The organism is Faecalibacterium faecis, from assembly GCF_040096475.1.
GTDB classification, from domain to species: domain Bacteria; phylum Bacillota; class Clostridia; order Oscillospirales; family Ruminococcaceae; genus Faecalibacterium; species Faecalibacterium taiwanense.
Map to the genome: position 1 here is coordinate 72,231 of NZ_JBBMEP010000006.1, position 18,880 is coordinate 91,110.

17 protein-coding genes are annotated in these 18,880 nt (G+C 57.8%); 1 reads left to right on the top strand and 16 read right to left on the bottom strand.

The window, feature by feature from the left end; genetic code table 11:
* Nucleotides 1-79: 79 nt before the first annotated feature.
* From WMO17_RS04390 to WMO17_RS04400, 3 genes are all read right to left on the bottom strand, one after another.
* On the bottom strand, nucleotides 80-634 hold the full coding sequence (locus tag WMO17_RS04390; protein ID WP_349137559.1) for a Fe-S-containing hydro-lyase: 555 nt from the start codon (nucleotides 632-634) through the stop codon (nucleotides 80-82).
* A gap of 162 nt (nucleotides 635-796) precedes the next feature.
* Complete coding sequence (locus WMO17_RS04395) at nucleotides 797-1,636, bottom strand: fumarate hydratase (protein ID WP_097774411.1); 840 nt, start codon at nucleotides 1,634-1,636, stop codon at nucleotides 797-799.
* Nucleotides 1,637-1,651: 15 nt separating this feature from the next.
* Nucleotides 1,652-2,824: an NAD(P)-dependent malic enzyme gene (locus tag WMO17_RS04400; protein WP_005937919.1), complete on the bottom strand. Its 1,173-nt coding sequence runs from the start codon at nucleotides 2,822-2,824 to the stop codon at nucleotides 1,652-1,654.
* A gap of 354 nt (nucleotides 2,825-3,178) precedes the next feature.
* On the opposite strand from WMO17_RS04400, the gene WMO17_RS04405 reads away from it, so the two are divergent.
* A complete protein-coding gene (locus WMO17_RS04405) occupies nucleotides 3,179-4,336 on the top strand; it encodes a trigger factor (protein ID WP_291017097.1) in 1,158 nt (385 codons plus the stop codon).
* A gap of 272 nt (nucleotides 4,337-4,608) precedes the next feature.
* Here WMO17_RS04405 and WMO17_RS04410 read toward each other — a convergent pair whose 3' ends face one another.
* The 13 genes from WMO17_RS04410 to WMO17_RS04470 form a co-directional block, all read right to left on the bottom strand.
* Entirely contained in the window at nucleotides 4,609-5,256 is a 648-nt protein-coding gene (locus WMO17_RS04410) for a hypothetical protein (protein ID WP_005937933.1), read from the bottom strand.
* A 79-nt stretch (nucleotides 5,257-5,335) separates the two neighbouring features.
* A complete protein-coding gene (pgsA, locus tag WMO17_RS04415; protein WP_349137560.1) occupies nucleotides 5,336-5,950 on the bottom strand; it encodes a CDP-diacylglycerol--glycerol-3-phosphate 3-phosphatidyltransferase in 615 nt (204 codons plus the stop codon).
* A gap of 18 nt (nucleotides 5,951-5,968) precedes the next feature.
* The gene (rimO, locus tag WMO17_RS04420; protein WP_005937940.1) at nucleotides 5,969-7,294 is read right to left on the bottom strand and encodes a 30S ribosomal protein S12 methylthiotransferase RimO; all 1,326 of its coding nucleotides are present in this window, start codon (nucleotides 7,292-7,294) and stop codon (nucleotides 5,969-5,971) included.
* 38 nt (nucleotides 7,295-7,332) lie between these two features.
* Complete coding sequence (locus WMO17_RS04425; RefSeq protein ID WP_097777150.1) at nucleotides 7,333-7,842, bottom strand: regulatory protein RecX; 510 nt, start codon at nucleotides 7,840-7,842, stop codon at nucleotides 7,333-7,335.
* The gene (gene recA, locus WMO17_RS04430; protein ID WP_349137561.1) at nucleotides 7,843-9,027 is read right to left on the bottom strand and encodes a recombinase RecA; all 1,185 of its coding nucleotides are present in this window, start codon (nucleotides 9,025-9,027) and stop codon (nucleotides 7,843-7,845) included.
* Nucleotides 9,028-9,144: 117 nt separating this feature from the next.
* Complete coding sequence (locus WMO17_RS04435; RefSeq protein WP_349137562.1) at nucleotides 9,145-10,119, bottom strand: N5-glutamine methyltransferase family protein; 975 nt, start codon at nucleotides 10,117-10,119, stop codon at nucleotides 9,145-9,147.
* The gene (locus tag WMO17_RS04440) at nucleotides 10,113-11,060 is read right to left on the bottom strand and encodes a DUF1385 domain-containing protein (protein WP_097774403.1); all 948 of its coding nucleotides are present in this window, start codon (nucleotides 11,058-11,060) and stop codon (nucleotides 10,113-10,115) included. Before WMO17_RS04440 ends, WMO17_RS04435 begins: the two co-directional genes overlap by 7 nt.
* Nucleotides 11,061-11,122: 62 nt before the next feature.
* Nucleotides 11,123-12,547 carry a sensor histidine kinase gene (locus WMO17_RS04445; RefSeq protein WP_120079784.1) on the bottom strand — a complete coding sequence of 475 codons (1,425 nt, stop codon included), beginning with the start codon at nucleotides 12,545-12,547 and terminating at the stop codon, nucleotides 11,123-11,125.
* Complete coding sequence (locus WMO17_RS04450; RefSeq protein WP_005937958.1) at nucleotides 12,544-13,251, bottom strand: response regulator transcription factor; 708 nt, start codon at nucleotides 13,249-13,251, stop codon at nucleotides 12,544-12,546. Before WMO17_RS04450 ends, WMO17_RS04445 begins: the two co-directional genes overlap by 4 nt.
* 18 nt (nucleotides 13,252-13,269) lie before the next feature.
* A complete protein-coding gene (locus WMO17_RS04455) occupies nucleotides 13,270-14,577 on the bottom strand; it encodes a hypothetical protein (RefSeq protein WP_349137563.1) in 1,308 nt (435 codons plus the stop codon).
* Nucleotides 14,578-14,735: 158 nt separating this feature from the next.
* Entirely contained in the window at nucleotides 14,736-17,243 is a 2,508-nt protein-coding gene (locus tag WMO17_RS04460; protein ID WP_349137564.1) for an InlB B-repeat-containing protein, read from the bottom strand.
* Nucleotides 17,244-17,516: 273 nt separating this feature from the next.
* Nucleotides 17,517-17,858, bottom strand: a complete 342-nt coding sequence (gene rplQ, locus WMO17_RS04465) for a 50S ribosomal protein L17 (protein ID WP_005921819.1) — start codon at nucleotides 17,856-17,858, stop codon at nucleotides 17,517-17,519.
* A gap of 23 nt (nucleotides 17,859-17,881) precedes the next feature.
* Entirely contained in the window at nucleotides 17,882-18,841 is a 960-nt protein-coding gene (locus tag WMO17_RS04470) for a DNA-directed RNA polymerase subunit alpha (protein ID WP_044953267.1), read from the bottom strand.
* Between the last annotated feature and the right edge of the window lie 39 nt (nucleotides 18,842-18,880).

Below are 18,880 nucleotides of genomic sequence, written 5' to 3' on the forward strand. Positions count from 1 at the left end.
AAGCAAACCAAATTTATCCTGCGCAAATCTGCTGTTTTGCCGTTTTTTAGTCGGCCGCGTTTTGTGCAAAGGCGATAAATTATTTTGCTTCCAGATATGCCGCCGGGCCGGACTGGTACAGGTCGCCGCCGTGGGCATCCAGGATCACCGTCAGCGGCATATCCTTCACAATCAGGCGGCGCACGGCTTCACAGCCAAGATCCGGCCACGCGATCACTTCCAGCGTCTGCACGCTTTTTGCCATCAGCGCACCGGCCCCGCCAAGCGCTGCCAGATACACAGCCCCGTTGCGCACCACAGCCGCCTTTACGGCATCGTCCCGCTTGCCCTTGCCGATCATGATCTTATTGCCAAGGTCCAGCAGGCGCGGGCTCATGGCATCCATGCGGCCGCTGGTGGTGGGTCCCGCCGAGCCGATCACCTGGCCCGGGCGTTCCGGCGTGGGGCCAACGTAGTAGATGGCGCTGCCGGTCAGATCAAAGGGCAGCGGTTCGCCTTTTTCCAGCGCTTCAATCATCCGCCTGTGGGCCTGATCCCGGGCAGTGTACACCACGCCGGAAAGCAGCACGGTGTCGCCCGCCTTGAGCGGGGCAAGGTCCTCGGCCGTGCAGGGAGTGGTAATTTTGTATTCCATAGCAATTCTCCTTTGGCATCCTCGCCCTCTCCGTCATCGCTCACGCGATGCCACCTCCCCCAAAGTGGGAGGCCTTGGCAGTCCACGCAAACTCTACGTCTTTGCCAAGGGCTCTCCCTTTGGGAGAGCTGGACGCAAAGCGGCCTGAGAGGGCGGAGACTCTTACAGTTCCGCGCTTGCACGGCGGGTCACATGGCAGGAAATATTCACCGCCGCAGGCAGGCCCGCCACATGGGTAGGCATCTGCTCAATGGCAAGGCCCAGACAGGTGGTCCTGCCGCCAAAGCCCTGCGGGCCGATGCCCAACTCGTTGATGGCGGCAAGCAGCTCCTGCTCCAGCTGTGCGTAATAGGGGTCGGGGTTCGGCACATCCAGCGGACGCAGCAGGGCCTTCTTTGCCAGATACGCCACCTTGTCAAAGCTGCCGCCCACGCCGATGCCCAGCACGATGGGCGGGCAGGGGTTGGAGCCTGCCAGCTTCACCGTGTCCAGCACGAACTTTTTGAAGCCCTCCACGCCGTCGGCGGGCTTGAGCATTTTGATCTGGCTCATGTTCTCGCTGCCAAAGCCCTTGGGTGCCACCGTGATGCGGCAGCCCTCGCCGTCCACCAGATGCACTGTGATGGCCGCAGGGGTGTTGTCGCCGGTATTGCCCCGGCGCAGCGGGTCGGCTACGATGCTCTTGCGCAGGTAGCCGTCGGTGTAACCCCGGCGCACGCCCTCATGGATGGCAGCTTCAAAGCTGCCGTCAATGTGCACATCGGTGCCAAGCTCCACAAACACGCAGGCCATGCCGGTATCCTGACAGATGGGCAGGTTTTCTTCTTTTGCGGCGGAAAGGTTCGACCACAAAAGGTCGAGAGTGCTCTTTGCCAGCGGCCACGGCTCTTCCTGCCGGGCCTTGTCCAGCGCCGCCTGCACGTCCTGCGGCAGGCGGGTGTTGGCTTCGATGCACAGCCGTGCAACGGTATCCGTGATCTCCTGTGCGGAAATGGTTCTCATAAACGCTTCCTCCGCTTACAGACGGGCAACGCCGGTCTCGCGGGCAGCCTTTGCCACGGCATTTGCCACAGCCTCGGCCACGCGGGGGTCGAACGCACCGGGGATGATGTTCTCCTCGCTGCGGTCGGCATCGGTGATGAGGTCGGCGATAGCGTAGGCGGCGGCCAGCTTCATCTCATTGTTGATGTCCCGGGCGCGGACGCTCAGTGCGCCCTTGAACAGGCCGGGGAAGCACAGCACGTTGTTCACCTGATTGGGGAAGTCGCTGCGGCCGGTGGCCATCACCCGCACGCCGCCGGCCTTGGCCTCGTCCGGCATGATCTCCGGGGTGGGGTTGGCCATGGCAAAAACGATGGCATCCTTGTTCATGGTCTTGCACAGCTCCGTGGTCAGGATGCCGGGCTTGGAAACGCCGATGAACACGTCGGCACCTTCCAGTGCTTCCTTCAGGCCGCCCTTGACCTGACGGGGATTGGTCACCTCACCCAGCCAGTTCTTGTGGGCTTCGGCGCTGTTGCAGCCCTTGTACAGGGTGCCGAACTGGTCCACTGCAATGATGTCCTTTGCACCGGCGGTCATGAGCATCTTGATGATGGCAGTGCCGGCAGCGCCGGGGCCGTTCAGCACGATGTGCACATCTTCCATCTTCTTGCCCACCACACGCAGGGCGTTGATGAGGGCAGCAGTAACAACGATAGCAGTGCCGTGCTGGTCATCGTGGAACACAGGGATGTCCAGCTCACGCTCCAGTGTTTCTTCGATCTCAAAGCACTCGGGGCTCTTGATGTCCTCCAGATTGATGCCGCCAAAGGTGGGCGCAATGGCCTTGCAGGCAGCAATGACGCTGGCAGCGTCGTGGGCATCGATGCAGATGGGGAAGGCATCCACGCCGCCGAACTCCTTGAACAGCACCGCCTTGCCCTCCATGACCGGCAGACCGGCTTCCGGGCCGATATCGCCCAAGCCCAGCACGGCGGTGCCGTTGGAAACGACAGCCACCATGTTGCCCTTGAAGGTGTACTTGTACACGTCGTCGGGGTTTTCCTTGATCTTGCGGCAGGGTTCGGCCACACCGGGAGTGTAGGCGGTGGACAGGTCATCGCGGGTGGCGACCTCCACCTTGCTTACGATGCCCACCTTGCCCTTGTGGGTCTCGTGCATTTCCAGAGCAGCTTTATTGTAATCCATTTGAATTTCCTCCAATATCTTACCGTCCTCGCCCTCTCCATTGCACAGCGATGACGGAAGGAGGAACTCCTCCAGTCTCGCATACGCTCGACAGCCCCCTCAGGGAGGGGCCTTATGTTCCCGGGAAGGCTCACTTATTTTTATTGTAACAGAACCGCCCGCCCATTTCCACCGGTTTTGGTCACTTTTGCGCCTGTAGACGGGCAAAAGTGATACAAACCCACCGCAGGATTTGTGGAAATTTTGCAAAGAACTTTCCTTTTGCCGTCAGAACGTATATAATAAATAAGTATCTGTTCTGCCTGTACCGGTCTTTTGCTGTGCATCAGGCCGATTTTTATGGAGGTATTTCTTTTGAAAAACAACACCAAAAAACTCCTGTGCATCCTGCTGGCCATCGCCGCAGCGGTGTGCGTCATTTTTGCCTGTTTCATGCTGACAAAGCACAAGCAGACCGACAGCGCTTCTTCGGCTGCCGCATCCGTCTCGCAGTTTGGCTCTGTTGCCGACTTCGACTACGAGGCCTTTGATTACAGCGATGGTCTGGACGAAAACGGCTATTGGAGCGGCATCAAAGCGCTGGACTATGTGACCCTGCCGGAGGACTTCGGCTCCATTGCCCTGAAGGAGAACGACCTGACCCCCACCGAAGATGAACTGCAGCAGCAGGTGGACAACCTGCTGAACCAGTACACCTCTTCCCAGCCCGTTACCGGCCGTGCCGCCCAGAGCGGAGATGTTGCCAACATCGATTACACCGGCACCGTGGACGGCGTGGCCTTTACCGGCGGCACTGCCACCGGCTACGACCTGACCCTTGGCAGCGGTTCCTTCATCGATGGCTTTGAGGACCAGATCATCGGGCACAATGTGGGCGATACCTTTGATGTGACCGTCACCTTCCCGGACGGCTACGGCGATTCCACCGATGCCGAGGGCAACACGATCACCCTCAGCGGCAAGGAAGCCGTGTTCAGCGTGACCCTGAACTCCATTTCCGAAAGCGTGACCCCTGAGCTGACCGACGAGTGGGTGGACTCCAACTTTGGCATCAGCGATGATCTGCACACCGTCGACCAGTTGCGCAGCTACTTTAACGATGCGCTGTATGCCACCAACTATGAGAACGCCATCGTGGACTACCTGATGTCGAACTCCACCTTCAAGGAGCTGCCCAGCGAGATCACCAGCTATTACATCCGCATGTTCCTGAACTACTACAACCAGTACGCCACCGCCTACGGCATGGATCTGAATGCTTTTGCCCAGACGCAGGGCTACACCGATGCCGATGCCATGCTGGCCGCATCCGACGCTTACTTTGAGCATCTGGCAAAGCAGGACCTGATCCTTCAGGCCGTGGCCGAGACCAAGAGCCTTGCTCCCACGCAGGAAGAGCTGGACGACGCCAACAGCACCTATGCCGACACCTACGGTGAGAACCGTGCGCACCTGAACGCCCTGCAGTCCTGTGTGCTGGACTGGCTGGAAGAGAATTCCACCGTAGCGTAAAAACACAAGAACCATTTAGAATGCCCTCCGCTTCGCTCTGGGCATAAATAGCGGAAATACTATTTTTTATTAGAGCAATACCGGACAGACTGCGGTCTGTCCGGTATTGCATTTTTCACAGAAGGGGCCGCAAAGAAAAACAGCATCTGAAAGCTCCGGCCCTTCCTGTGAAAAAGCAGCTCCGAAAAGCCCGCAGGCTTTTCGGAGCTGCAAATTAAAGATAAATTATCCTCTGAATATGCCCAGAGCAAAGCGGAGGGCATTTCAAATCGTCAGGCTTTTTCTTTCTTCCCGCCGTTCAGCTTCCAGAGCAGCCAAGCATAGAAGTAATTCATCAGCAGGATGGCGATGCACCACAGCACCGACGCCTGCACGCTCTGGTCATACACCTTCATGAAGGGATATGGCCCATCTACCACGCGCTGGATGTTCAGCCACAAAATGATGCCGCCGTACAGCACCGTGGGCAGCAGCGCCCACTTGACCGTACTGCGGGGCAGGCGCGGTGTGCGCTCCAGCAGCACAAAGGAGAAGATGGCCGCCAGCGGGTTGAGCAGGTGATGGTACAACATGGAGCTGGTGCACAGCATGATGTACCAGCCGTTGCCGTCCTCATACATGGGACCCAGCACGAACACCACCGTGAGAAAGGTCATGGTCAGGCAGCAGGTGGCAATGTACTTGAGGGTGTGCAGCCAGTGCGGCAGTTCCCTGCCGGTAAAGATGCACACCAGCTGGCCCACCGCTACCATGGCGCAGATGCAGGCCGAAAGGATGTTGGAATCCTCGGTGTAAAAAATGAACATCTGCTCTTTGCCCCAATCCCAGCTCATGGGCAGGGCAATGGGCTCCGCCCAGACGATGAACAGGTTCAGTGCGATGGAGAGCAGGCGGCGCACTGTATCAGCAAATTTCTTCATGGAAAGCCTTTCCGTCTTGTAATATTTCCTCGAAAATTTGAAAAAGGGCAGGTCTCCCTGCCCTTTTTCAAAAAACGCTTTATTTTGCGGTGTTGATGAAGCTACGGTTGTCCCACAGGTACTTGATGCCGGAAATGGCCGTCACGGCAGCCACCAGCCAGCACAGCACCATGGAAATGCTGATTACCAGGATCTGCCGCACGCCCTGCTCTGCGCCGGTAGCCGACATGCTTGCAATGGACATGCCAAAGAAGTAGAAGATGATGCTCAGCATCTGCAGCACGGTCTTCACCTTGCCCCACATATTGGCGGCGATCACCTTGCCGTCCTTGGCACCGGCTGCCACCATGCGCAGACCGGACACCGCGAACTCGCGGGCCAGAATGATGCACAGCACCACCGGGCTGCATACGCCGTCCCGCATCATGTAAATGAAGGCCACCGTGGTGAGCAGTTTGTCGGCCAGCGGGTCGGCAAACTTGCCGAAGTCCGTTACCATGTTCCACTTGCGGGCCAGATGGCCGTCCAGAAAATCAGTAAAGCTGGCAACAGCAAAGACGATGCCTGCGATCAGGTAATACGTCGGCTGGAAGGAGCCATCCGCGATGCCGTTCAGGCTGGTGAGAGACACAAAGACCATGAACACCGGCACCAGCAGGATGCGGGTCAAAGTGAGTTTATTGGGCAGATTCATACAGATTCCTCCAATTTGTTATTTTGCAACAGTACCATACAGATCGTAAAGGTCGCTGTCGTCCACCAGAACATCGTAGAACTGGCCGGGGTACAGCGGTTCCTCGCTGGAAACGCACACATTGCCGTCCACCTCAGGAGCATCGCCGGTGGTGCGGCACAGGTACAGACCGCTCTCCTCGTCGATGCCGTCGCAAAGCACATGCACGGTCTGGCCCACCTTTTCGGCCTGCTTCTGGGCCATGATGCCGGTCTGGATCTGCATCACCAGTTCGGCGCGCTTGTCCTTGACTTCCTGCTCGATCTGGCCGTCCATCTTGGCAGCAACGGTGTTCTCCTCGGCAGAATAGGCAAAGCAGCCCAGACGGTCGAACTTTACTTCCTTGACAAAATTGCACAGATCCTCGAACTGCTCCTCGGTCTCGCCGGGGAAGCCTGCGATCAGAGTGGTGCGCAGGGTGATGCCGGGGATCTCGCGGCGCAGCTTGCCGATCACTTCCAGCAGCTCGGCGCGGTTGGAGCGGCGGTTCATATTCTTGAGGATGGTGTCATTGCAGTGCTGGATGGGCAGATCGAGGTAGGGCACCACCTTCTCATTGCGCTTCATGGCGGCAATGAACTCATCCGTGATGCGCTCCGGGTAAGCGTACATAATGCGGATCCACTCGAGGCCCGGCACCTTGTTCAGCTTATCCAGCAGCTCGCAGATGCTGCCGGGCTTGCCCCAGTCCTCGCCGTAAGCGGTGGGGTCCTGTGCGACCACGATCAGCTCTTTCACGCCCTCACCGGCCAGCCAGCGGGCTTCGGCCACGCAGTCGGCCATATCGCGGCTGTGCAGCGGGCCGCGGATGCCGGGGATGGCGCAGTAGTGGCAGCGGTTGTTGCAGCCTTCAGCGATCTTTAAGTACGCATAGTGGGCAGGCGTGCCGATGACACGCTTGCCGCCCAGCGGAAAGTCCTTTTTGGCACCGTAGCTTTCCAGATGGTCCTCACCATGGAACAGGCGGGCCACGATGGTGTCGATGGCCTTGTTGGAGGCACAGCCCACCACCGCGTCCACCTCAGGGATCTCTTCCTCGATCTGGCTGCGGTAGCGCTCGGCAAGACAGCCGGTGACGATGACCTTCAGCTCCGGGTTCTGCTGCTTGTAGGAGCAGGCTTCCAGAATGTTTTCAATGGCTTCGGTCTTGGCGCTCTCGATGAAGCCGCAGGTGTTCACAAGGATCACATCTGCTTCGGCCAGATCGGCCACGGTCTCGTGGCCGGCAGACAGCAGGATGTGCACCATCACATCCAGATCGACCTGATTCTTGGGGCAGCCAAGGGAAATACACGCAATTTTCATAGGGGATGATACTCTCTTTCTCTTTTGAGGGGTGCTTTTTATTCTTCTTCCGCTCTTTTTATCGCTTCTTTTATGACCGAATACGCAAAGCCGCGGCGCTGCAGGGCAGCCACCACAAGGTCGCGGCGGCCATCGGCCAGCTTTTTCATGTAGCGGCTGCGCACCAGAGCGGCGGCAGCTTCCAGCTCCGGGCTTTCGCCGTCTGCGTCCGGGGCATAGACGCTTTCCAGCGCCTGCTCGATCTGCGCGCCGGAAAGGCCCTTCTGCCGCAGGTTCTGGGCCGCCGCACGGCGGCTCTTGCGGGCGGCAAGCAGGCTGTGTGCCCGGGCTTCGGCATAGCGGTCATCGTTTACGTAATCCAGCTCCACCATCTCAGCCACAGCAGCCGCTGCAGCCTGCTCGGTAAAGCCATAGCACAGCCGTTCATACAGCTGTGCCGAGGACATCTCGCGTGAGGCCAGCGCATCCAGTGCGCGGGCGCGGGCCTTGGCCGGGTCGGCGCACTTTTCTTCTTCCGGCTTCGGGCGGCGGCGTTTATAAAAGGACATTTAGTCCTCCACCATGATATCCAGTTCGCTCTCGCTGCTGCGGGCAGGAGCCTTGACCACCGGCTCCTTGGCGTCCTTTGCCGCTTCTGCAGGCTCTTCGGCCTTGGCCGCAGCGCCCTTGCCTGCCGGGCGGCGGGATGCGTACAGCTTGTCGGCATTGGCGCGGATCTGGCCCTCGATGTCATTTGCGATCTCGGGATTGTCCTTCAGGAACTGCTTTGCGTTGTCGCGGCCCTGACCCAGACGGACATCGCCATAGTTGAACCATGCGCCGCTCTTCTGCACGATGCCCAGCTTTACGCCCACATCGATGAGTTCGCTCATCTTGGAAATGCCCTCGCCGAACATGATATCGAACTCTGCCTCACGGAACGGAGGTGCCACCTTGTTCTTGACGATCTTGGCCCGGGTGTGGTTGCCGATGAACTGGCCGGAAGAGTCCTTCAGGCCCTCCACGCGGCGGATGTCGATGCGCACCGAGGCGTAATATTTCAGGGCGCGGCCGCCGGTGGTGACCTCCGGGTTGCCGTACATCACGCCCACTTTTTCACGCAGCTGGTTGATGAAGACGCAGACCGTGTTGGTCTTGCCGATGACCGAAGTCAGCTTGCGCATGGCCTGACTCATCAGGCGGGCCTGCAGGCCCACATGGCTGTCGCCCATTTCGCCCTCGATCTCAGCCCTCGGCACCATGGCGGCAACCGAGTCCACCACGATGGCATCGATGGCACCGGAGCGCACCAGTGCTTCGCAGATCTCCATGGCCTGCTCGCCGGTGTCCGGCTGGCTGACCAGCAGATTGTTGATGTCCACGCCCAGCGCTTCGGCATAGGTGGGGTCCAGTGCGTGCTCCACGTCAATGAAGGCCACTTCGCCGCCCTGCTTCTGGGCTTCGGCCAGAATGTGCAGAGCCAGCGTGGTCTTACCGCTGGATTCCGGGCCGTACACCTCAATGATGCGGCCGCGGGGCACACCGCCCACGCCCAGAGCCAGATCCAGACCCAGACTGCCGGTGGAAATGGCATCCACCTGCATGGAGGCGTTATCACCCAGCTTCATCACGGCACCCTTGCCGAACTGCTTTTCGATCTGGGCCAGCGCAGTGGCCAGCGCATCCTTTTTGGCCTCCGGCTCGGTCTTTTTGGTCGCCGGGGCAACGGTGTTGTTGTTCTGATTTTTTGCCATAGCGTGCTGCTCCTTTTCTTCCTGCTGCCCGCCGTGCGCGGGCTGTCCGTATACTTTCCAGTATAGTATACCACAAAATCAAAATATTACAACAAGAAGTTGTTTCTATTTTCACTTTTATTTTTCGGGTCTGTGGGCAATCATGCACCGGTCATTGCCGCCAAAATCCTTGCGGCACTCAATGTCTGCCCAGCCGTTTGCAGCCAGCAGTGCCGCCACAGCCTGCCGCTGCTGCCAGCCGATCTCCAGCACCAGCGCTCCGCCGGGCCGCAGTGCATTCTGGTAATGCTCTGCAAGGGCACGGTAAAACACAAGGCCGTCCTCCCCCGCTTCCAGCGCCATGGCCGGTTCCTGTGCCACCTCCGGCTGCAGGTGCCGCATTTCCTCGGCGGTGAGGTAGGGCGGGTTGGATACGATCAGATCAAGCTGCCCTTCCGGCAGGCCCTGCCAGTAGGTGAACAGGTCGCCCTCCACCGGCTGCACCGCATAGGCTGGCTTTGCCTTTGCGCGCAGAGCGTTCAGCGCCGGCCCCCAGTCAAAGGCCGGGACATCTGCCTGCTCAAACGCGGTAGGCTCCAGCAAGTCCTCCGTCTGCCCGCCCTGCCCTTTCAGGGCGCAGCGGCAGTTCTTTTCCAGATAAACAAAGGCTTCCGGGCTTTTTTCCACGCAGGTCACCTGCGCCGCCGGGCAGAAGCGCTTGACGCCCAGCCCCAAACAGCCGGTCCCCGCGCAGAGATCCAGCACCCGGGGCGCTGCAATGCCCGTCAGGGTATTGGCAGCCGCTTCCGCTACCACCTCAGTGTCTGCCCGGGGGCAGAGCACACCGGGGCCAACGGCAAGGTCAAAATCCAGAAAGCTCCAGATCCCGCACAGGTATTGCAGCGGTTCCCGCTGCTCACGGCGCGTGCAGAGGGCTTCCAGCTTTTCCGCTTCCTCTGTGGTCAGCACCCGGTCGGAAAGGCGGGCATCCCGCCCGGCTGCCACGCGGAACAGCTCCCGTGCATCGTAATCGGCATCCGGACACCCTGCAGCGGAAAGCCGGGCTTCCACGGCCCGCACCGCTTCGCGCGGGGTCAAACCAGCAATTACCATCTGCCATCCTCCGGGTCCTCGGGCAGCACAGGGGTCACAGCGGTAATGGCCACCTCGATCATGCTGTCGTCCGGTTCAAACACGGTCAGGTGCTGCACCCAGATGCCGGGCTGGCGGATGATGCGGGTGGCAATGTTATCGGACCGGCCGCACCACTTGAGCAGCTCATAGCTGATGCCCATGACCAGCGGCAGAAGCAGCAGCTTGAACAGCACCCGCAGGCCGATGCTGCCCCACGGCAGCACGCTGTAGAGGAACACGCTGACGATGACCACCAGAATGAGGAAGCTGGTGCCGCAGCGCGGATGGAACCGAGTGTACTTGCGCACATTCTCCACGGTCAGCTCATCACCGGCCTCATAGCAGGCAATGGTCTTGTGCTCGGCACCGTGGTACTCAAACACGCGGTGGATCTCCTTCATCTTGGAGATGGCCACCATATAGGTGAGGAAGATGCCAACTTTCAGCACCGCTTCCAGCACCACCTTGGCCCAGCGGCCCAATGTTACAAAGTGGTTCACGCCGCCCACGATGAGGGTGGGCAGCACGGTGAACAGCAAAATCGCCAGCAGTCCGCCCAGTACGGCGGCACAGGCCAGCAGTGCGTCCTCTGCCTTTTTGCCCAAGTGGTCGCCCACCCATTTTTCAAAGGCAGTCTCTTCCTCTTCAGGGTCGTAGTCGTCACCCATGCTCACCTGAGCCGAGTACATCATGTAGCGGTAGCCCACGATCAGGCTTTCGATCATGGAGATGGCACCGCGCACCAGCGGGATCTTTGTCCAGATGCCGTGGTTCTTCACAGGGTCGATCTTGGTCTCAATGGTGCCGTCCGGCTTGCGCACGGCGCAGCAGATGAGCTTCGGGCCGCGCATCATGATGCCTTCCATCAGCGCCTGCCCGCCGACGCTGGTCTTAAAACGTTCCTTTTTGGGTTGATTCATTGGGTTCTCCTATCGGATCATATTTTTCCCGGTTATTTTACCACAGAATTGTGACAAAATCTTCACGCCTTATGGTACAGCGGCAAGCCCAGTGTGACCACTGTGCCGCGGCCCAGCGTGCTCTTGATGTCCATGGTGCCGTCCAGTGCAGTCATGATGGAATCCACCAGCGCAAGGCCGATGCCGCTGCCCCGCACCGAATTGCTGCCCTTGTAGAACTTGGTCTTGACATTCTCAAGGTCTTCCGGCGGGATGCCGCGGCCCTGATCGATGATCTCCGCAAAAGCCTTATATTCGCCCGCCCACAGCTTGACCGTGATGCGCCCGCCGGGGGCCGAGTACTTGATGGCGTTGTCCATGATGTTGATGAACACCTGCCGCAGACGGTCCGGGTCGGCATAGACCGGGATCATCTCCTCCGGCTCGGTGTAGCTGAGCACAAGGCCCTCGCGCTGGATGCGTGCTTCACAGAACAGCACCGCATCGGTCAGCTCTGCCACAAGGTCCAGCGGGCGGCAGTCCATACGGATGCGGCCGTTCTGCAGACGGCTGAAATCCAGCAGCTCTTCCACCATGTTGTACAGGCGGCCCGTCTCGTTGTTGATGATCTCAAGGCCCTTGCGGTAGTTCTCGTCTGCCGGGTCGTCCAGTGTGCGCAGGGTCTCCACCCAGCCCCGGATGGAGGTGAGCGGCGTGCGCAGCTCGTGAGAGACGGAACTGATGAACTCGTTCTTCATCTTCTCGGTCTCTTCCAGCCCTTCGGCCATCTGGTTGATGGTGCCGCGCAGGCGGTCCACCTCGTCGTGCTCGTTGCCAGTGACCGGCAGGCGCACATCCAGCTCACCCCGGGCGATGCTGGCTGCGGTGCGCTCCACCTGTCCCAGCGGCACCACGATGCTGCGGATGAAGTACAGGCCGGACATCACGGTGAAAGCAAGGATCACCGCCGCGATCACAACACTTACCGCGAGGGCGTTCTTGATCTGCGCTCCCACAAGGGTCAGGCTGGTGACAAGACGCATCGCCGCCACATCCTCGGCGGCATAGGGCACCAGATAACAGGCCGCCATCACCAGCTCGCCGGACTGGGTGCGGTAGACCGCCACACCAAGGCCGTCAGAAGCCTCCTGCGCCTGCTCAAAGTCGATGCCGGTCACAATGCCGTCCGCATTTGTGCCGCTGGAGGACGCAATGACCCCGCCATAGCTGTCCAGCAGCATGAACTCGTATTTGTCCTTATCGGCAAACTGCTCCACCATGCGGCGCAGGGCCACGCTGCGGGTAGCCGCCGTGCTCTGCACCGTATCGCCGGTGTACATTTTCAGCTGGCCGGACACCGAAGAGAACCGCCGGTACATGGTCTGCTGCACGCTGTTATAATAGCTGCGTGTGTAGTTGTACAGGAACATGGTTTCGGCCAGCAGCACCAGCAGCACGGTGATGAGCAGGTTGCCCCGCAGCCACCGGCGGGTGATCCCGCTTCTCATTCTTCCCATCTGTAACCGTAGCCCCACACAGTAAGGATATGGGTGGGATGGCTGGGTTCATCCTCCACCTTCATGCGCAGACGGCGGATGTTCACATCCACGATCTTCACGTCACCAAAATAGTTCTCGCCCCACACGCCCTTCAAGATCTTCTCGCGCACCAGCGCAATGCCGGGGTTGCGGAAGAACAGCTCCATGATCTGGAATTCCACCTGCGTCAGCTCAATAGGCTGGCCTGCCTTGAGCAGCACGCGGCGGTTCTCGTCCAGCACAAATTCGCCGCTGGTGAGCATCCCCAGCGGGTTTTCCTTTTCTTTTTCGTCCCCGCCTGCAGTACGGCCGACGCGGCGGCACAGCGCTTTCACACGGGCCAGCAGTTCGCTTACGCTGAAAGGCTTGGTCATATAGTCATCGGCACCAATAGAAAGGCCGCGGATCTTGTCCTGCTCCTGTCCCTTGGCGCTGAGGATGATAATGCCGATCTTCTGATCGGTGCGGCGGATGGTCTCGCACAGGGAGAAGCCGTTCATGCCCGGCAGCATCACATCCAGAATGGCCGCATCGCAGCCCGGCTTCTTCTCCAGCAGCGGCAGAGCCGCCTCGGCGCTTTCGGCCTCCACAGCCTCCATGCCCGCAAGGCGCAGGTTCAGCGCGATCATCTCGCGGATGTTGGCTTCATCTTCAACGACAAGCACTCGTACCATGAACTGTTCCTCCGTTCTTTAGTTGAGCAGATACAGCGCCTTGGACAGGCGGTAATTTTTATCACGGATCTCCACATCCGGGGCAAGCTTCGCCTGCATCTGGCGGGATGCCACGATGCCAAGGCGGATCCAGCCCTTCAGGCTGGAGGTGGTGCGCACCAAACGCAGGGTCATTATCAGCTGGTCTTCGTCCACCGTGCGCAGCTCCACTGCACCATCATATTGTTCGCTGTCGGTCAGTTTGAGGTTGCCCTCCCACTCCATGGGCAGCTCGATATAGCAGTTGGTCTCTTCGTCCAGCAGCCCGAAGCTTTTTTCCGGGTGCGGGCTGGTATAGTCCATCCACACGATAAAATCCATGCGGCGGCTCTGGCTCATGTTCAGCAGGCCCGCTTCGTCCGGCTGGGTGGGGATCTCCACGATGCCGTCGCCGTCCAGATCCTGACTGACCAGACTGGGCACATTGCGCAGGGATGCGGTGTAAAGCTTTTCGGTGCTGATCTGATCGGCAGGCACCATCTGCTGCGTGTCCTCGTCAAAACGCAGCAGCACGCTGGCCAGATTGTTGCCGGAAATGCCGGTCCAGCCATCCAGCACCAGATAATGCCTGCCGTCCGCACCCACACCCGCCGCCACCGAGGCGCAGCCGGCGAACCGATTGGCGGAAAGGCCCATAACAGCCACCTGCTGGAAGCTGCCCTCTTTATCCACGGTCAGCAGTTCGATCTGCACGCCGCCGTCCTCCAGCGTAGACATCAGGATCAGATCCTGATTGCCGCCGCCGGTGATATCCTCCACCAGATACTGCTGGTACTGCTGCTCCAGGATCGTGGAAAGCACGCCGTCGGTGTAGGAATACACAGCCAGATAATGGTCGCCCTGTGCCGCTGTATAACCCACCACCAGTTGGGTGGCATCGCCGGGCTGCAGCTGGGCCAGCCCCACCGACTCTACCGTGTCTGCAAGGCCCTCTACGTTCTGGCGCACATGCCAGATGTCGGCATCATCCTTCTGCAGGATGGCAATGCACACGTTGGAGCTTTGGGCGGTGGTGTAAAGCACGGCGGCATCCTGCCTGCCGTCACCGTCCAGATCCTGCAGCAGGAAAGGCGAAAGCAGGTCGCCCTGCATGGGATATTTGAGCTGTGCGCTCTCCCCCAGCCAGTCGTTCAGGGCAGTCTGCACATCGCCGTAATCGCCGGAAAGCTTGGGCGCACGCAGAAGCTCTTCCACCTGCACCTGTTCACCGGGCATGCTGCAGCCTGCCAGAAGCAGGCACAGCAGCACGCAAGCCAACCACCGGCCAAAATGATTCGGATGTTTCAACCGCTGCGCCTCCTCTGTGTGGAAAACTTGTCCGGCCAAAGGCCGAAAACATGCTATTGTCAGTATACCACGGGGCGGGCGCAATTCCAACACCCGAAAACGAGAAAAGGGGCTGCTGCACCACATTTGGTGCAGCAGCCCCCTCGGGGTCCTGATTTTTATTCTTCGGTCTTGTCAAACAAGCCTTTTTCTTTTGCGGCGTTCCAGGTCAGGCAGGTGCGCAGCTTGCTGACGGGGAAGGCCGGGTGGAATTTATTGTTGTCCGCATCGTCCTTCATCAGATCCTGCTCCACTGCCCAGTGAGCAGCTTTCTGGGCATCGGTGTCGTCCTGCTCGATGTCGCTGTAGAGGGCGGTGCTTACAGGTTCCGGCTTGCCGGCGTGCTCCCACAGCAGCTCGGCCAGCTCGATACGGTTGGAGGGCATGGGGATGCCGGGCATATTGATGACGCGGTAGATGCCGGTGCCGGCTTCATAGATGATCGCACCTGCGGCAGCACCCACGACCACAGCAGAGATCGCGCCCTGAATGTTGCCGGTATCGCTGGGTCCAACCGGGTCGGGTTCAGGAATGGAGTCCTCCGCGAAGGTTGCCGTCACTTCCACATTCTTACTCGGCATGGTAAAGGTCGCCTTGGTGGGGTCGTTCTTGTCCGGGGTCAGGAAGTTGTCTGCTTCCTCACCGCCTACCTTCACCGTCCAGCCGGTGAAGTGCTGTCCCTCCGGCGCAATGGCTGTCAGGTGCACGGTTTCACCCACCGGCACAGTGCTGCCGCTCGGTACGGACGCATCGCTGCCGTCAATGTTCGCAGTCACATGATCGCCGATGTTCAGCGTGGGATTCCCCTCAAAGTTTGCCTTTATTTCCACGTTCTCAGCCGGCATGGTAAAGCTCACTTTGGCGGGGTCGTCCGTGTTCGGCTTCAGGAAGGTGTCCGGGTCTTGCTCAACACCATTCACCTTCACCGTCCAGCCGGTAAAGCGCTCGTTGGCTTTCAGCGCCCTGCGCGTTGCTGTTACAGTATCGCCCTTAGCAGCTTTGGTCTTATCCACAGTGCAGTTTACAGCCGTGATATTATACGGAATATCGCTATAATACGGTTCCGCCTTAACATTATAAGCGGGCATGGTCAGGGTCAGGGTCGCGGTGGTGGCGATGCCATTCTTCAACAGCTTGGCAAGTTCTGTTTCGTCCGTGATTTCACTCTCAGTATCACTTACATTATACAGCTTCCAGCCTGCAAATGTCTTTCCTTCGGGAGCATTTCCGGCAGTCAAAATCACTTCAGTGCCTGCGGCCACAGGAGCCTTCAGTTCTTCAGCTTCGCTCTCAAGCTTTGCAGTGGCATTGACTGTGGTCACAGTGTACAGCGGACGCACATAACCGCATGTATTGCAGTCCTTGTCTTTTGCATTGTCGTAAACATGGGGGGCTTCCTGCGCATCCGTCAGGCCCGGGCAGTTTGCAGTAGTGCACTCCCTCCAGTGTTTGGTACCGTCATGGTTCCACTTGTAATTATGCCAATGCACATTCAGTACGACATTCATTTTTTTGTTGTTTTGTCCGATATCATAATCGTAGCGGAACGTCTTGGAATTGGGGTCAACCGTAAGGATATTTTCATTTTCATTGATTGTGCCGCCACCTGTAGCAGTTGCTTTGCTTGCGTCAAATTTTCCCGGCAAAGTGGTAAGGTCAAACTTTCCATCACCTTCAACTGCAATATTATAGCTGCAGTCCTTCCCAATAAACGTCTCCAAAGCCGTATTGTTCGTTGCATCCAGCGACGTCAGATTTGTATTAGAAACATCCAACTTCTCCAGATTCGTGTTCGCACTTACATTCAATTCCGTCAGATTTGTATTAGAAACAAGCAACTTCTTCAGATTCGTGTTCGCACTTACATCCAATACACTCAGTGGATTTTTTGCGCAGCTTAACACTTCCAACTCTGTCTGATTTCCCAGATCCAGATTGCTCAATTTATTCTCATAACACCAGAACTCTTTAAGTTTTTTATTTTCACTGACATCCAATTTCGTCAGATTGTTGTGTCCGCAGACTAATCTCTCTAATTCCTTGTTTTGACTTACATTCAATGTACCCAAGGAGTTTTCTTTACAAGAAAAATCTTTCAGCTTCTTATTTTCGCTCACGTCGATCGACTGTAACTTATTACCGTCACAGTAGAACTCTTTCAATAGCGGCAGCTCGCTTACATCCAGCTCTTCCAATTTGTTGTATATACAGTTAATCTTTGACAGATTTTTGTTATTGCTCAAATCTATCGTTTCTATCGTTGTCAGATTATCATAATAGCACTCGAGGAGCCAGATGTTCGTAAAAAACTGGATTCCCTTTAAGTTACTTATTTCTTTATTATCACAAGTAATCCACTTTGCGTTCGCGATCTCACTTGGGCTGAAACGGTTGTCGAGATTTTTATCCCATTCTCCCGCCACATAGTCTCTAAAATTTTTGTCCGGAAAGTTTTTCTCGTTGATTGCAATATACCCCTCCGGCACAGCAGCATCCGCCTGCGCACTCACGCCATTTTCCGGTTCTGCCGCCCCCGGCTCCGCCGCAAATGCGCCCACCGGCAGAACCGACAGCATCATGCACACCGCAAGTGCTGCACTGAGAAGTCTCGTACTCTTTTTTCTCATGTTCTCTTCCTCTTTTCGTTTGTTATTTTGCAGGCACCCACCCCAAAAGGCACCGTCTGCATTTTAAGTTTACCCCCCCCCCCATACAACATATCAAGAGGCATTTTGCTAGAAAATAGGTTCGAGTTTTTTAGTGGAATTGTTGAAATGTTTGCGGTTTTGCCCACTATTCCCGGGAACATTCAGAAGCAATGAAAATGCCACGCAAAAAAAAAGCCCTCTCCCATTGCTGGGAAAGGGCTTTTGAACACTGTATCAAACAGTCAGAGCAGATCAGACGAGCTCCAGAACTGCCATCTCAGCAGCGTCGCCGCGGCGAGCGCCGATCTTGATGATGCGGGTGTAGCCGCCGTTGCGGTCAGCGTACTTGGGGCTGATCTCATCAAACAGCTTCTTTGCAACATCTTCCTTGGTGATGTAGGCATAAACCTGACGCTTGGTGTGCAGGTCGCTTGCCTTGCCAAGGCTGATCATCTTCTCGGCCATGGAACGAACGTCCTTAGCGCGAGTGACAGTGGTCTCAATCTTGCCATTCTCTAACAGGTAGGTAACCATAGCACGCATCATAGCGTTGCGGCTGTCGCTGGTTCTACCGAGCTTTCTGGTACCGGGCATCCCGTTTCACTCCTTAATTATTTTTAGTTATCGTCATCCGTGTTCAGCTTGAAGCCCAGAGAATCCAGCTTTGCCATGACCTCTTCCAGGCTCTTGCGACCGAGGTTGCGGACCTTCATCATCTCGTCCTCGCTCTTGCTGACCAGATCTTCCACCGTGTTGATGCCTGCGCGCTTCAGGCAGTTGAAGGAACGCACGCTCAGATCCAGCTCTTCAATGGTCATTTCCAGAGCCTTTTCCTTGTCGTCGTTGGTCTTCTCCACCATGATCTCAGCGCCGGCTGCCTCATCGGACAGGTTGACGAACAGGTTCAGGTGCTCGGTCAGCACACGGGCAGCCAGAGAAACGGCTTCCTGCGCATTGATCGTGCCATCGGTCCAAACCTCAATGGTCAGCTTGTCATAATCGATCGCCTGGCCAACACGGGTGCTCTCGACGTTGTAGTTCACCTTGAGCACAGGGGTGTAAATGCTGTCAACGGGAAGAGTGTTGATATCGTTCTTCTCGATGATAGCCTGTTTGTTGCGCTCTGCGGGCACATAGCCGCGGCCCTTATCGAAGGTCAGCTCCATGACGAGCTTGCCGCCCTCGCCCAGGGTTGCGATGTGCCACTCAGGGTTCAGAATTTCGATGTCGTCGCCCTGCTTGATGTTGTCAGCGGTGACCTCACAGGGGCCGACTGCCTCAACACGCACTGTCTTCGGACCATCGGTGTACAGCTTTGCAGCAATACCCTTCAGGTTCAGGACAATTTCGGTAACGTCTTCCTTGACGCCCTCAATGGTGGAGAACTCGTGAACCACGCCATCAATCTTGACGCTGGTCACGGCGACACCGGGCAGAGAGGAAAGAAGCACACGACGCAGGCTATTGCCCAGTGTGATGCCAAAGCCACGCTCCAGCGGTTCTGCCACGAATTTGCCGTAGCGGCCGTCCGGGGACAGGCTTGCCGTTTCGATTTTGGGACGTTCAATCTCCATCATATCTATGCCCTCCTTGTCAAACCGGCGCTGCCGCCGGCC